This is a genomic window from Mesorhizobium sp. M1406 (assembly GCF_040317555.1).
Taxonomy (GTDB): Bacteria; Pseudomonadota; Alphaproteobacteria; order Rhizobiales; family Rhizobiaceae; genus Mesorhizobium.
Map to the genome: position 1 here is coordinate 117,261 of NZ_JAMYKW010000001.1, position 12,976 is coordinate 130,236.

A 12,976-nucleotide genomic window follows, 5' to 3' on the forward strand; every position below is an offset into this window, starting at 1 on the left:
CTTGCCGGCGCTGCTGACGGGCATAAGCCTGCGTCGATGCGCCCCTTTTTAAAACTCGAAGCCGCAGCTATTGAGGAGCCACGGCTTCTAAAACGGTCGGCGAGCCTATACATCAGCCGGAATTGAATCACAAGGCCGCGGCAAGCGCATATTGAAGCGCATGCCTCAAGGGCGGCTAGAGGAAACACTGGGATGGCGCAAATCAGCAGCGCAGACGAGCGCCGGCGCTCGCTCAAGCCGCTCGGGCGCCTGTTTCCGTACATCACGCACTATCGCACGCTGGTCGTCGGCGCCATCATCTCACTGGTCATCGCCGCGACAACGACCTTGGCGCTGCCGCTGGCGGTACGGCGCATGATCGATCATGGGTTCTCGTCGGCCAACACCATTTTCATCGCCGAATATTTCGCCGCACTGGTGGCGATGGCCGCGCTGCTGGCGGCGGCATCGGCCGGCCGCTACTATTTCGTCATCACGCTCGGCGAACGCGTCGTCGCCGACATCCGCCGTGATGTCTTTGCTCATGTGACGACGCTGTCCCCTTCCTTCTTCGATACCGCCCAGTCGGGCGAGATCGTGTCGCGGCTCGCCGCCGACACGACGCAGGTCAAGTCGGCGGTCGGGGCGACGGCCTCGGTCGCGCTGCGCAACGTCATCCTTGGCCTCGGCGCGGTGGGGATGATGGTAATCACCAGCCCGAAACTGTCTGGCCTCGTGATTGCCGCTATTCCCGTCATCGTGCTGCCGCTGGTCGCCTTCGGCCGTTCGGTGCGACGCAAGTCCCGGCAGGCGCAGGATACACTTGCCGATGCGACAGCCTATGCCAGCGAACAGATCGGCGCGGTGCGCACGCTGCAGGCCTTCACCAACGAGAAGCTGGTCACCGGCCATTTCTCCGCCGCGGTGGAAGCCGCTTTCGAGGCGGCGCGCGCCTCGATCTTCGCGCGCGCCTTCCTCACTTTCTTTGCCATTTTCACCATCTTCTCGTCGGTCGTGGCGGTGCTGTGGTTCGGCTCGCGCGACGTGCTCGAAGGCTCGATAACGCCGGGCACGCTCGGTCAGTTCCTGCTCTATTCGGTGTTCGCCGCCGGCGCGCTGGGGGCGCTGTCGGAGGTGTGGGGAGAGCTTGCGCAAGCGGCGGGTGCCGCCGAACGGCTGACCGAGATCCTGGCCGAGAAACCGGCGATCCATGCTCCGGCAGATCCGAAGCCACTGCCCGCGGTCGCAAAAGGCGAGATAGTCTTCGACAATGTCTCCTTCTCCTACCCGGCACGGCCCGATCGCGCCGCCGTGCACGGTTTGAGCTTTCAGGTCATGCCCGGGGAAACGGTGGCGATCGTTGGGCCGTCAGGGGCCGGCAAGAGCACGGTGTTTTCGCTGATCCTGCGCTTCTACGATCCCGAAACAGGCAAGATCCTGATCGATGGCATCGACGTGCGCGAGGCCGATCCCGTTTCGGTCCGCCAGCGCATCGCCATCGTGCCGCAGGACGTCACCATCTTCGCCGCCACCGCGCGCGACAATATCGGCTTCGGCCGGCCGGGCGCCAGCAAGGCCGAGATCGACACGGCGGCGAAGGACGCGCTGGCCGACGAATTCATCCTCAGGCTGGAAAAAGGCTATGACAGCCAGGTCGGCGAACGCGGCGTGACGCTGTCCGGCGGCCAGCGCCAGCGGGTGGCGATCGCCCGCGCCATCCTGCGCGACGCGCCGATCCTGCTGCTCGACGAAGCCACCTCGGCGCTAGACGCCGAAAGCGAGACGCTGGTGCAGATGGCGCTGGAGCGCCTGATGCAGGGCCGCACCACCATCGTCATCGCCCACCGGCTGGCAACCGTGCTGAAGGCCGACAGGATCCTGGTCATGGATGGTGGCTCGATCGTCGAGGAAGGCACGCATCAGAGCCTGGTCGCCAAGGGCGGCATTTATGCGCGCTTGGCCAAGCTGCAGTTCGAAACCGGCGCCAGCGCCTTCAAGGGGGCGGCGGAGTAGTTCAAGCTGTCTGCAATCTTGAAGTGGCGGCCGCCCTACGCGGCTCCATAGCGCTGCTTCAGATGGTTCACGAAATAGGTGGCGTTGAGCTTTTCGCCGGTGGCGCGTTCGAGCAGGTCCGGCGTCGACCAGCATGATCCCTGCGACCAGATTTTTTGGCGGCGCCAGTCGTTGATCGCCTCGAAATTACCTTTGGCAAGATCCTCGTCGGCTAAAGGATGTTCCCGCGTCAGCGCCGCCCATTGCTGCGCCGCCATCATCGCGCCCAGCGTATAGGAGGGGAAGTAGCCGAAGGCGGCGCCCGGCCAATGCACGTCCTGCATAGACCCGTCTGCGGGGTTGTCGATCGTGGAGAGACCGAGATAGTCGCGCATCTTGGCGTCCCAGGCCTCGGGCAGGTCGGCCACCTCCAACCGGCCCGAGACGAGGTCCTGTTCCAGTTCGTAGCGCAGGATGACATGCAGGGGATAGGTCACCTCGTCGGCATCGACACGGATCAGGCCGCGCTCGACGCGATGCACATGCGGCAGGATGTCGTCGAGCGACCAGGCTTCGCCGAGATGCTTTTCGACCACCGGCAGCGCCCAGCGCCAGAAGGCCGGGTTGCGGCCGAGCTGCTTTTCGACGAACAGGCTCTGGCTTTCATGCACGGCCATGCCGCGCGCCTTGCCGAGCGGCCAGTGCGACCATGCCTTCGGCAGGTTCTGTTCGTAGAGCGCATGGCCGGTCTCGTGCAGCACGCCCATCAGCGCCGACAGGAAATCAGACGTCTTGTAGCGGGTGGTGATGCGCACGTCGCTCGGCACGCCGCCGCAGAAAGGATGGTGCGACACCGATAGCGACCCGTGTGTCAGGTCGAAGCCGACCGCCGCCATCATGGCGAGGCCGAGCTCGCGCTGCCGGTCGATCGCATAGGTGCCCGACAGCGGCTTCAACGGGCGCTTACGCAGCCGCGTTTCCTGGATCGCCAGCGCCTCCGGCACAAAGCTTTTCAGGAAAGCCTTCAGATCGGTGAACACAGGCGTGATGTCGGCGGTGCGGTTGCCGGGATCGTATTGCTCCATCAGCGCGTCATAGGGGGCGAGGCCGAGCACGTCGGCACGCAGCGCCGCCTCCTCGCGCACCAGCGTCACCACGCCCTCCAGCGCCGGCTGGAAGCCCGCCCAGTCGTTCTTGGCGCGCAAGTCGCGCCACAGCTGCTCGCAACGCATGCGCGCGGTCGTCTGGCGTTCGACGAATTCGACCGGCAGGCAGGTCAGATTGGTGTATTGCCGCCGCAGTTCCGCGACAGCAGCCCGTTGCTCCTCACCGAGCGCTTCGCCTTCGGCCGCGGCGATCCAGTCCGCTATCTCCGGCGCCGTTGCCCTGGTGTGATACATGCCGGCCAGTGCCGACATCGCCTCGGCGCGCTTCTCGCCACCGCCGACAGCCATGTGGGTGGCTTCGTCGGCGCCGAGGATGGCCAGCGCATGCTCGAGCGCTTCGAGCTTGTGGCCGAGGTCATCGAGTTTCTGAAAGGACATGGCGGCTTCCGTGATTGAGGACGGCGCGAAAAGATACCAACACAAAGACGTTTGCAACCCTCAGGCACCGTGCGGGGGACGCGTCTTGCGCAGGTGCGGTCATGCGTGAAATGCTGCCGGCAACAATTGAGGGGGAATAACATGATCGGCAACATCCTGGTCGGGCTGGTGGCCTTGATCCATGTCTACATCGTCTACCTCGAAATGGTGCTGTGGGACACGCCGCGCGGACGCAAGGCTTTCAATCTGACACCCGAATTCGCCAATGCCTCGAAGGTGCTCGCCGCCAATCAGGGGCTCTACAATGGTTTCCTCGCAGCCGGCCTGATCTGGGGACTTTACCTCGGTGCGGCCGGTCTCCAGGTCAAGGTTTTCTTCCTGTTGTGCGTAACCATTGCCGGCCTCTATGGCGCGGCAACGGTCGGCCGCAAGATCCTGTTCATCCAGACCGTGCCGGCGGTAGTTGCCCTGATCGCGGTCTGGCTTGGCTGGTAGGAAGCTGGGCTGGTAAAAAGAAAGCCCGCGGGATCGGCCCCGAAGGGCGTCAGGCGGTTCCTTCCTCTCGGACCGTTTCAGGCGCTGTGGCCCCAGTCGTTCGGGTAGTTGCCGCCGTGATGATGGATCAACGTTCGGTGAGCTTCAGTTCAATGCGCCGGTTCTTGTTGCGCGCCTCTTCGGTGTCGGCGGGATCGAGCGGCTGGAACTCGCCGAAACCGGCGGCGACGAGCCGGTTGGCCGGCACGCCATTCTCGATCAGGAATTTTACCACCGAGGTCGAACGCGCCGTCGACAACTCCCAATTGTCGCGGTAGCGGCCGGTGCCGGAAAGCGGCTTGTTGTCGGTATGGCCGTCGACGCGCAGCACCCAGTTGATCTCGGGCGGGATTTCCTTCTGCAGCTCGATGATGGCGTCGGCGAGCTTCTTCATCTCGACCTTGCCGGCATCGTTGATCTCCTCGGAGCCGGTCGGGAACAGCACTTCCGACTGGAAGACGAAGCGGTCGCCGACGATGCGGATGTTCTCGCGGTCGGCGAGGATTTCGCGCAAACGGCCGAAGAAATCGGAGCGGTAGCGGTTCAATTCCTGCACGCGCTGCGCCAGTGCGACGTTCAGGCGGCGGCCGAGATCGGCTATCTTGGTGTTGGAATCGCGGTCACGGGTTTCGGAGACGTTGAGCGCATCCTCGAGCGCGCCGATCTGCTTGCGCAAAGCCGCGATCTGCTGGTTGAGGATCTCGACCTGGCTCAGCGCCTGCTGACTGATCTGGCGCTGGTTGTCGAGTTCGCCGCCCAGCGCCGCGGCGCGCTGGTTGGCGGCGTCGCCGGCACCCGCACCTTGCGCCAGCAATTGTTCGAGCCGGCTCTTTTCCGCTTCAGCCGCCGACAGCGACGCCTGCAGATTGGCCAGCGAGTCATCCTTGTCCTGCGTTGACGAGCGCTCCAGCGCCAGAAGCTGGGTCAATTCGTTGATCTGCGAGTTGAGGCGCGTGAGCGCCGTATCCTTGCCTGAGAGTTCGCGGCCGAGCAGGAACTGCGCCAGAACGAAGACGGTGAGCAGGAACATGATGGCCAGCAGCAGCGTCGACAGCGCGTCGACGAAGCCCGGCCAATAGTCGATGCGGCGATCGGTGCGCCGGCCCCTGGCAAGTGCCACGTCAATGCACCCCTGGCTTCTTCAGGGCGTCGGCGATCTTTTCTAGCGTGTTGCGCATCGCCTTCTGCTCGTCGGACTGGGCCTCGACCCAGTCGCGCATGATCTGCTGTTCCGAGCGCATGTTCTTGACCAGGCCGGAAATGCCGTCGGCGAGATTGGCCATGGCGGTGGCGACGCGCGGATTGGAGCCGCCGCCATTCTCCTGCATGCTGCGCAGTCTTTCCGACAGGACCCGGATCTCGTCCGAGGATTCGGTCTTGGCCGGGTCGGCGACGACAATATCGGACGACAGGTCCGTAACCGAGGACAGCCAGTTTTCCAGTTCGGTGTAGAAGCGCGTCTGGGCACGGCCGGCCTGCAGGTCGAGGAAGCCGAGCACCAGGGAGCCGGACAGGCCGAACAGCGAGGACGAGAAGGCCGTGCCCATGCCGGCCAGCGGCGCGGACAGCCCTTGCTTCAGCGAATCGAGCACCGCCGCGGCGTCACCGGTGCCCGGGTCGAGCGATTCGATGGTCTCGCGGATCGAGCCGATGGTGTTCAACAGGCCCCAGAAGGTGCCGAGCAGGCCTAGGAACACCAGCAGGCCGACGAGGTAGCGCGAGGTGTCGCGGCTTTCGTCGAGGCGCGTGGCGATGGAATCGAGCATCGTGCGCATCGAACTGGTCGAGAATGCCGTGGCCGAGGAGCGGCCGATCATCGCCTTCATTGGCGCCAGCAGCACCGGTTCGGTGGTCTCCGAGCCGGCCCGGAAGGAGTTGACCCACCGAACTTCGCGAAACAGCCGGCCGACTTGGGCGAAGGCCAAGAGGATGCCGACCACCAGGACGCCCACGATCAGCCCGTTGAGGCCGGGATTGCTGCCAAAGGCGGTCGAGATCTGCCGAGTCAGGATGGCTGCGATGAAGGCGACGATGACCAGGAAGATCATCATGGTCAGCAAAAAGACCTGCGGGCTTGAGAGTTTGTGCGGGTCGTAGATCAGGACGTCAGAGCGTCTGCCCATGCCGAAGGATTTGAGAAAAGCCATCCGTCCCCCGTTTCCGATGCCGCCGCCGATCACGTAAACCGCGACTCTAAACGGAATTGTGACCAAATTGAATGGCGCTTGGCAAGATTGCCGCGTCGACGGCTGTGTCAGAGCCGATTGATGACCAGACAGTCGACCATGGCGGCCAGATGCAGGCCGGCGCCGGTGACGACGAAACCGTGCCACAGCGCATTGTGGAAGCGCAGCCCCTTCCAGGCGAAGAAGACGACGCCGCAGGAGTAGACGATGCCGCCGGCGACGATGAGGGCGATCGATGTCGTCGGCAGCGTCTGGACCAGCGGCTTGACCAGGATGATGCCGCTCCAGCCGATGGCGAGATAGAAGCCGATGGCCAGCCGGTCGAAACGGCCGGGAAAAAACACCTTGACGGCAATGCCCAGCACCGCCGCGGTCCAGACCAGGACTATCATCCAGCGCGCCAACGGCGAGCCTTCGAGCTGGGCCAGGAAAGGCGTGTAGGTCGCGGCGATCAGCAGATAGATCGCGGCGTGATCGAAACGCCGCAAGACCCATTTCGCCGGCGACGACACTGGCCAGAGATTGTAGGTCATCGACACCGACAGCACGGTAAGCAGCGAGACCACATAGAAGGCGGCGGCAATGTATTCGCCCGGCCCGACACGAAAGGCCGACAGCGCCAGCAATGCCGAACCGACCGATATCGCCAGCACGATGCCGACCGCGTGGACGATGCCGTCAGCGATCATCTCGGCGCGCGAATAGTGCCAGCGTCCGATGAATGGGATGTCGGGGGTGGGATTGATGTCGTTCACTGCCGGGTTTCCTGCGCCGAGCGCTCCAATTTGGACGCTCGCCGGGCAGTATTTCAAGTCTTGTTTGCGGTTTTACGACTGCGGCGCTTCAGCGCGGCATGCCTTCAACGCGGCTTGGCTGTCAACGAGAGGAGAGCGGCTTCTTCACGGCCTTCAGCAGGGCTCGCTGGATGATCTCGTTGCCGGCGACAACCGAGCCGTTGTCGAGCATGTCCTGGCCGCCATCCATGTCGGAGACAAAGCCGCCCGCCTCGCGGATCAGAAGCAGCCCGGCGGCGATATCCCAGGGGGACAGGCCCGTTTCCCAGAACCCGTCCATGCGGCCGGCGGCGATATAGGCAAGGTCGAGCGAGGCGGAGCCCATGCGGCGGACGCCGGAGACTTCGGCCATGACATTGCGCAGCTCGACGAGGAAATTGCCGTGATGACCACGGCCGAGATGCGGCATGCCGCAGCCGATCACCGTGTCGACCAGTTTGATGCGTCCGGCGACGCGCAAGCGGCGGTCGTTCATGAAGGCGCCGCCGCCGCGTTCGCAGGTGTAGAGCTCGTCCATCGCCGGGTTGTAGATGACGCCGGCAACGATCTGCCCCTGGCGTTCCAACGCGATCGAAACGGCAAAGAGCGGGATGCCGTGCAGAAAATTGGTGGTGCCGTCGAGCGGATCGACGATCCAGCGATGCTGGGCGTCGTCACCCTCGACCGCGCCGCGCTCTTCCATCAGGAACGAATAGCCCGGCCGTGCCTTGGACAACTCGGCAAAGAGGATGTCCTCGGCCTTGCGGTCGGCCTGGCTGACGTAATCGCCGGGGCCTTTCATCGAGACCTGCAGGTTCTGCACCTCGCCGAAGTCGCGCGATAGCGAGCGGCCGGCTTTCATTGCGGCCTGGACCATGACGTTGAGAAGGGCTGAGCGTGCCATAGTGGTTCTTCCTGCTGCTGCGTGTCAGTCCGCGCGGCGCACGTAAGTGATTTCGTTGGTGTCGACGATGATGCGCTCCCCGGCGCCGATGAATGGCGGCACCAGCACGCGGATGCCGTTTTCCAGGATCGCGGGCTTGTAGGACGATGCCGCCGTCTGGCCCTTCACCACCGGGTCGGCCTCGGTGATGGTCAGCGTCACATAGTCGGGCAGCGATATGCCGATCGGCCTCTCTTCGTAGAGCTGAACCGTCACCATCATGCCGTCCTGCAGGAAAGCGGCGCGATCGCCGACGAAGTCCTTGTTCAATTCGAGCTGCTCGTAGCTTTGGGTGTCCATGAACACCAGCGCGTCTTCCTGCGCGTAGAGAAAGGAAAAATCCTTCAGGTCGAGCCGGATCTGTTCGACCGTCTCGGCCGAGCGGAAGCGCTCGTTGAGCTTGGTGCCGTTGATGAGGTTCTTCAGTTCGACCTGATTGTATGCGCCGCCCTTGCCGGGCTTGACGGTGTTGGTCCTGACCGCCACCCAAAGGCCGCCATCATGCTCGATGACATAGCCGGGACGGATTTCGTTGCCATTGATCTTGGCCATGATGAGGTGATCCGGAATGATACCAACGGCCTGGCTGTTGGTATGGGGTGTTCGCTGGGAAAGCGATTTCGGCTCCCAAGACCACAAATCGTCAGAAGAGGCAAGGGAGCGCCAAGTCGGCGACGAACCGGAGAGGCGGTTACGGCAGACGGTTCGCCTTCTGCAATGCCTGCTTGGTCTCGTCGTCGCTCAACCCTTGCAGGAAGTCGTCCATCTGCGGATCGATGAGGCCGGCGCGGCGGGCAACGATGTACCAAGCGCCGGCGAGGACAAGGTCCGGATCGGTGCCGATGCCTTGCATATAGAGTTTTGCCAGGCGGTTCTCGGCGGCGACATTGCCGCCTTCCGCCGCCTGTTTCGTCCAGCCGAAGGCGGATTTCAGGTCGCGCGCACCGCCGCGGCCTTCGATCATCCAGGCGGCGAGGTCGATCTGCGCGGTGTCGTAGTTCTGTCGTGCCGCCTGCGCCAGCAGTCGCCTTGCCTGCGCATCGTCACGCGGCCTGCCGCCGACTCCATTGGCGTAGATCTGCGACATCGCATACTGCGCGTCGGCAAGGCCCGTCGCGGCGGCGCGCTCATAGTAGGAGACCGCCTTCGCCATGCCGGCGTCGCCGGGGTCCTGCTGAACCAGCATCTGCGCGAAATTGAATTGCGCCAGCCGGTTGCCGGCTTCGGCGGCGGCCTGCATCAACGCGTAGGCCTCCTTTTCGTCCTTCTTCACGTAGCGGCCGTCAAGCAGCATCAGGGCGTACTGGAACTGCGCTTCCGGCACACCCTGCTCGGCGGCCAGCGCGTACCATTTCGCCGCCTCAGCCGAATTGAGCGGCACACCAAGCCCGCGCGACAGGATCTCCGCGACGAGCGTCTGCGCCGCCGGATCGCCGTTTTGCGCCCGGACCAGCGCCAGATTGTAGGCTGTCTTGTAGAGCCCGCGCTGGAAGGCGCCATAGGCCGCGTCGGCGGGTTTTGCGCCGAAGCGGTCAGGGTTGATGGTGTCGGCCGACGGCAGCGGCGCGGGCTCGGCCGTGGTGGCGGGCTGCGGCAGCGGCTTGTCGATCGGCTTGTCGGTGTGAATGCCGATTTCCGGCTTGGGCCGCGGGATGGTCTCCGCGGCCGCTGCCTGGACCATCAGCGCCGCAAGCAGAGCCTGGAGGGGAAGCCTCGCCGAGGGCACGTCAGTCCTCGAAGCGCGGCGCGGTCTCGTCGAGCAGCGCGTTGGCGCTGGCGACCGCTGTCTTGGGATCGGTGCCGTCGGCGAACACAGCGCTCGACAGCGCCACGAATTCGGCACCCGTGGCGCCTACCGCTTCGACCGAGGCGATGTCGGATCCGGCCATGACGATGCACGGGATCTGGATCATATCCGCCCACCATCTGCCGAGCGACAGGTTGCGCGGGTGCGGTTCGGGTTTGTTGTCGTAACCGAAGCGGCCGAAGAAGATGTAGTCGGGCCGTGTCTCGCCGAGTTCGAGCGCGTTGTCACGCGTTTTGGCGCCGCCGGTGCCGACCATCATCCTTGCCTGGAAATGCTCGATCGTCTCGGCCAGCTCGGCCTTGGAGACCTCGACATGGATGCCGTCGGCCTGGACGCGGCCGGCTATGCGGGTGTCGCCGGCGATAATAACGGCCGCGCCGGCGGCTTGCGCTGCCGGCACGATCTGTTCGGCGAAAGCCTGGAAGGAGGCCTCATCCATGCCGTTTTCGGGAAGGATCAGCGAAGCGACGTCGCCGCCTTCGAATGCGGCGGCGATACGGGCCGCCGGCACGCCGGGCGGCGCGATCAGCACTATGCGACAGCGGTTGGGGGGCGTTGCGTCATTCATGGTTCTTCGGGTCCCGCGTTTCGCCTATGCCGGGCGAAGATGGTTGGATTGCGGCATAGAGCAAAGTGCCCGCTTTGAACAGGCGGGCAGCCGGGATCGCGATATTGGCCCGCCGGACGCCGGCGGACCGCTTTACTTGATCGGGTGTGGGCTTGCGACGGGCGTTTTCGACCTCCACAGCGTCCAGCCGAGATTCATGCCGGCGGCGGCGATCAGGATGGCGGTGGCGCCGACGACCTGGCTCAGATGCAGCCGATGGCCGAAGGCGACGACATCGACCAGGATGGCGACCACCGGGTAGATGAAGGACAGCGACCCCTGCAGATGCGTCGGCAGCTTCTGGATGGCGCCATACATCAAAATGTACATGAGGCCGGTGTGGACGATGCCGAGCGTCGCCAGCATGGTCCAGCTCCACGCATCGGCCGGAAGCTGCGAAAAATTGGCGAACGGCGCCAGCATGAGGACGCCGACGCAGACCTGGATCAGTGCGATCAGGTGCGGCGGCGTGCCCTTGAGCTTCTTGGTGACGATGGCGGCAACGGCCCAGAAGAAAGCCGCGCCCAACGCCATGACGATGCCGGTAAAATAGTCCGTGCCGGGCATGCCGGCATTGGCGCCGGCGTCGGGGGCCGACTGTACGATCAGCACCATCCCGGCGAAGGCGATGGCCAGCCAGGTCAGCTTGGTCAGGGTCAGCCGCTCGCCGAAGAAGAGCGCGCCGAAGCCGACCAGCATGAAGGGCTGCGTGTTGTAGACAGCCGTGGCGATCGAGATCGACGCACGGGAGAAAGCGCTGAACAGCAAAAGCCAGTTGACGACGATGGCGACCCCGCCGAGCACGGCGATGCCGATGATGCGCGGCGACAGCCTGTTGCGCAGCAAGCCCAGGACGATGCAGATGATGAGCAGCGTCAGCGCGCCGAACGCGCAGCGCCAGAACACCACATCCATGATCGGCTGGCCGGACAGGATGACGAACCATCCGATCGTTCCCAGGATCGCCATCGCGGCCGACATTTCGACCGTGCCACGCACTGTATCGTTCATAACAAACCTCCGTATCGGTTAAGCCGTTATAATCTCATGCCGTAACGCGGCTTTCTATCGAATGAGAAAGGAGGTATGGGTAAGACACCTAATTATATTAGGCTCTGGTTCCAAATCAGCGGGAAATGTAAAATGCTGGACGATCTCGACCGAAATCTCCTCGAAATCCTGGTCAAGGATGCACGGACGTCGCTGAAGGAGCTGGCCGCCCAGGTCGGGCTGTCCTCGCCAAGCGTTTCGGAGCGGCTTCGGCGGCTCGAGGAACGCGGCGTCATCCGGGCGTTCACCGTCGAAATCGATCCGCTGGCGCTCGGCTATACGTTGCAGGCGATCGTGCGCATCCGGCCTCTGCCGGGCAAGCTGCACATCGTCCAGAAGCTGATCGATGAGATCCCCGAATTCGGCGAATGCGACAAGGTGACGGGCGATGACTGTTTCGTCGCCCGTCTGTTCGTGCGTTCGATCGGCGATCTTGACGGGATTTTGGACCGCATCGCCGACAAGGCCGAGACCAGCACCGCCATCATCAAGGCGCAGCCGATCCGGCGGCGGCCGCCGCCGCTCGATGCAACCGCGTCTCGGGACAGGGCAAAGGTCTTGCAGGCATCCTGAACCGGACTAACCCCGGCCGGCTTTCGGAAGCCTGAATCGAAGGATCTCGAGCGGCCAGTGTTCCTGCTGGTCTCGGCCCGCTGATAGGCAGCGCCTGCCATTGGCGGCGCGCAGGAGCCACGTTCATATTTGCTGTCGCTCCGCCCGGGATTCTGGGTTATTCAAGCACCGACACGCTTTCCCTCCGGACCAGTCCCCTCCCATGTCAGGCCTGCTTCTCGATCCGTGGTTCTACGCGGCTGCCATTCCGGCGGTCATTCTGGTCGGCCTGTCCAAGGGCGGGTTTGGCGGCGCCGTCGGCTTCGTCGGCGTGCCGCTGATGGCGCTGACCATGCCGCCGGTGCAGGCCGCCGCTATCCTGCTGCCGATCCTGTGCCTGATGGACATCGTCTCGGTTTGGACATGGTGGGGTGTCTATGACCGGAAGATGCTGTTCGACATGATGCCGGGCGCCGTCATCGGCATTGGCCTTGGCTGGCTTACGGCGGCACTGGTCACCGAAGGGGCGGTGCGGCTGATCGTTGGTGCCGTCGCCATCATCTTCGTGCTGCGCTGGCTCTATCTGCAGTTTCGCCACGGCGCCGACCACGCGGTCGCGCCCAACCGTGTGGCCGCCGCCGTCTGGGGCACGGTCGCCGGCTTCACCAGCTTCGTCGCCCATGTCGGCGGCCCGCCCTTCCAGGTCTATGCCCTGCCGATCCGGCTCGATCCCAAGGTGCTGTCGGGCACGGCGGCGATCTTCTTTGCCGCCACCAATGCGCTGAAGCTGGTGCCCTATTTCGCGCTCGGCCAGTTCGACACCGCCAATCTGACGGCGTCGGCGGTGCTGATGCCGCTGGCGCCGCTGTCGACCATCGCCGGGGCGTGGCTGGTGCGGCGGATGCGCCCGGAAATCTTCTATCCCTTCACCTATGCAACCGTCGCGGTCGTGGCGCTGAAGCTGCTGTGGGACGGCATTGTTGGCTTGATGTAGAAAGGCGGCCGCGCG

General features: G+C 64.2%; 13 protein-coding genes. 4 read left to right on the top strand and 9 right to left on the bottom strand.

The window, feature by feature from the left end; all coding sequences use genetic code 11:
• The first annotated feature begins 192 nt into the window (after positions 1–192).
• Entirely contained in the window at positions 193–1,992 is a 1,800-nt protein-coding gene (locus NKH03_RS00590) for an ABC transporter transmembrane domain-containing protein (protein WP_352966693.1), read from the top strand.
• Between the two features lie 35 nt (positions 1,993–2,027).
• Here NKH03_RS00590 and NKH03_RS00595 read toward each other — a convergent pair whose 3' ends face one another.
• A complete protein-coding gene (locus tag NKH03_RS00595; protein ID WP_352966694.1) occupies positions 2,028–3,515 on the bottom strand; it encodes a carboxypeptidase M32 in 1,488 nt (495 codons plus the stop codon).
• 141 nt (positions 3,516–3,656) lie between these two features.
• On the opposite strand from NKH03_RS00595, the gene NKH03_RS00600 reads away from it, so the two are divergent.
• Positions 3,657–4,010, top strand: a complete 354-nt coding sequence (locus tag NKH03_RS00600) for a DUF1304 domain-containing protein (RefSeq protein ID WP_352966695.1) — start codon at positions 3,657–3,659, stop codon at positions 4,008–4,010.
• Between the two features lie 127 nt (positions 4,011–4,137).
• Here the strand turns inward: NKH03_RS00600 and NKH03_RS00605 are convergent, their stop codons facing one another.
• The 8 genes from NKH03_RS00605 to NKH03_RS00640 all read right to left on the bottom strand — a co-directional run bounded on the left by NKH03_RS00605 (position 4,138) and on the right by NKH03_RS00640 (position 11,376).
• The gene (locus NKH03_RS00605; RefSeq protein ID WP_352966696.1) at positions 4,138–5,169 is read right to left on the bottom strand and encodes a peptidoglycan -binding protein; all 1,032 of its coding nucleotides are present in this window, start codon (positions 5,167–5,169) and stop codon (positions 4,138–4,140) included.
• Position 5,170: 1 nt separating this feature from the next.
• The gene (locus tag NKH03_RS00610; protein WP_352864914.1) at positions 5,171–6,196 is read right to left on the bottom strand and encodes a MotA/TolQ/ExbB proton channel family protein; all 1,026 of its coding nucleotides are present in this window, start codon (positions 6,194–6,196) and stop codon (positions 5,171–5,173) included.
• A 107-nt stretch (positions 6,197–6,303) separates the two neighbouring features.
• A complete protein-coding gene (gene trhA, locus NKH03_RS00615; protein ID WP_352864912.1) occupies positions 6,304–6,990 on the bottom strand; it encodes a PAQR family membrane homeostasis protein TrhA in 687 nt (228 codons plus the stop codon).
• Between the two features lie 121 nt (positions 6,991–7,111).
• Positions 7,112–7,912 (bottom strand): inositol monophosphatase family protein, encoded by an 801-nt coding sequence (locus NKH03_RS00620; protein ID WP_352864910.1) that lies wholly within the window; start codon positions 7,910–7,912, stop codon positions 7,112–7,114.
• A 24-nt stretch (positions 7,913–7,936) separates the two neighbouring features.
• The gene (gene efp, locus NKH03_RS00625; protein WP_013529127.1) at positions 7,937–8,503 is read right to left on the bottom strand and encodes an elongation factor P; all 567 of its coding nucleotides are present in this window, start codon (positions 8,501–8,503) and stop codon (positions 7,937–7,939) included.
• A gap of 139 nt (positions 8,504–8,642) precedes the next feature.
• Complete coding sequence (locus tag NKH03_RS00630; protein WP_352966697.1) at positions 8,643–9,677, bottom strand: tetratricopeptide repeat protein; 1,035 nt, start codon at positions 9,675–9,677, stop codon at positions 8,643–8,645.
• Between the two features lies 1 nt (position 9,678).
• Positions 9,679–10,326: a thiamine phosphate synthase gene (locus NKH03_RS00635; protein WP_352864906.1), complete on the bottom strand. Its 648-nt coding sequence runs from the start codon at positions 10,324–10,326 to the stop codon at positions 9,679–9,681.
• A gap of 132 nt (positions 10,327–10,458) precedes the next feature.
• A complete protein-coding gene (locus tag NKH03_RS00640; RefSeq protein WP_352966698.1) occupies positions 10,459–11,376 on the bottom strand; it encodes a DMT family transporter in 918 nt (305 codons plus the stop codon).
• A 132-nt stretch (positions 11,377–11,508) separates the two neighbouring features.
• On the opposite strand from NKH03_RS00640, the gene NKH03_RS00645 reads away from it, so the two are divergent.
• Both NKH03_RS00645 and NKH03_RS00650 read left to right on the top strand, forming a co-directional pair.
• Entirely contained in the window at positions 11,509–11,988 is a 480-nt protein-coding gene (locus tag NKH03_RS00645) for an Lrp/AsnC family transcriptional regulator (RefSeq protein WP_352966699.1), read from the top strand.
• A 202-nt stretch (positions 11,989–12,190) separates the two neighbouring features.
• Positions 12,191–12,961 carry a sulfite exporter TauE/SafE family protein gene (locus tag NKH03_RS00650; RefSeq protein WP_352864900.1) on the top strand — a complete coding sequence of 257 codons (771 nt, stop codon included), beginning with the start codon at positions 12,191–12,193 and terminating at the stop codon, positions 12,959–12,961.
• Positions 12,962–12,976 lie beyond the last annotated feature (15 nt).

Excerpts from the sequence above, each read along its gene's own strand:
- efp (WP_013529127.1), bottom strand. The coding sequence starts at position 8,503 with ATGGCCAAGATCAATGGCAACGAAATCCGTCCCGGCTATGTCATCGAG.
- NKH03_RS00610 (WP_352864914.1), bottom strand. The coding sequence starts at position 6,196 with ATGGCTTTTCTCAAATCCTTCGGCATGGGCAGACGCTCTGACGTCCTG.
- NKH03_RS00620 (WP_352864910.1), bottom strand. The coding sequence starts at position 7,912 with ATGGCACGCTCAGCCCTTCTCAACGTCATGGTCCAGGCCGCAATGAAA.
- NKH03_RS00595 (WP_352966694.1), bottom strand. The coding sequence starts at position 3,515 with ATGTCCTTTCAGAAACTCGATGACCTCGGCCACAAGCTCGAAGCGCTC.
- NKH03_RS00650 (WP_352864900.1), top strand. The coding sequence starts at position 12,191 with ATGTCAGGCCTGCTTCTCGATCCGTGGTTCTACGCGGCTGCCATTCCG.
- NKH03_RS00635 (WP_352864906.1), bottom strand. The coding sequence starts at position 10,326 with ATGAATGACGCAACGCCCCCCAACCGCTGTCGCATAGTGCTGATCGCG.
- NKH03_RS00645 (WP_352966699.1), top strand. The coding sequence starts at position 11,509 with ATGCTGGACGATCTCGACCGAAATCTCCTCGAAATCCTGGTCAAGGAT.
- NKH03_RS00590 (WP_352966693.1), top strand. The coding sequence starts at position 193 with ATGGCGCAAATCAGCAGCGCAGACGAGCGCCGGCGCTCGCTCAAGCCG.
- NKH03_RS00640 (WP_352966698.1), bottom strand. The coding sequence starts at position 11,376 with ATGAACGATACAGTGCGTGGCACGGTCGAAATGTCGGCCGCGATGGCG.
- NKH03_RS00600 (WP_352966695.1), top strand. The coding sequence starts at position 3,657 with ATGATCGGCAACATCCTGGTCGGGCTGGTGGCCTTGATCCATGTCTAC.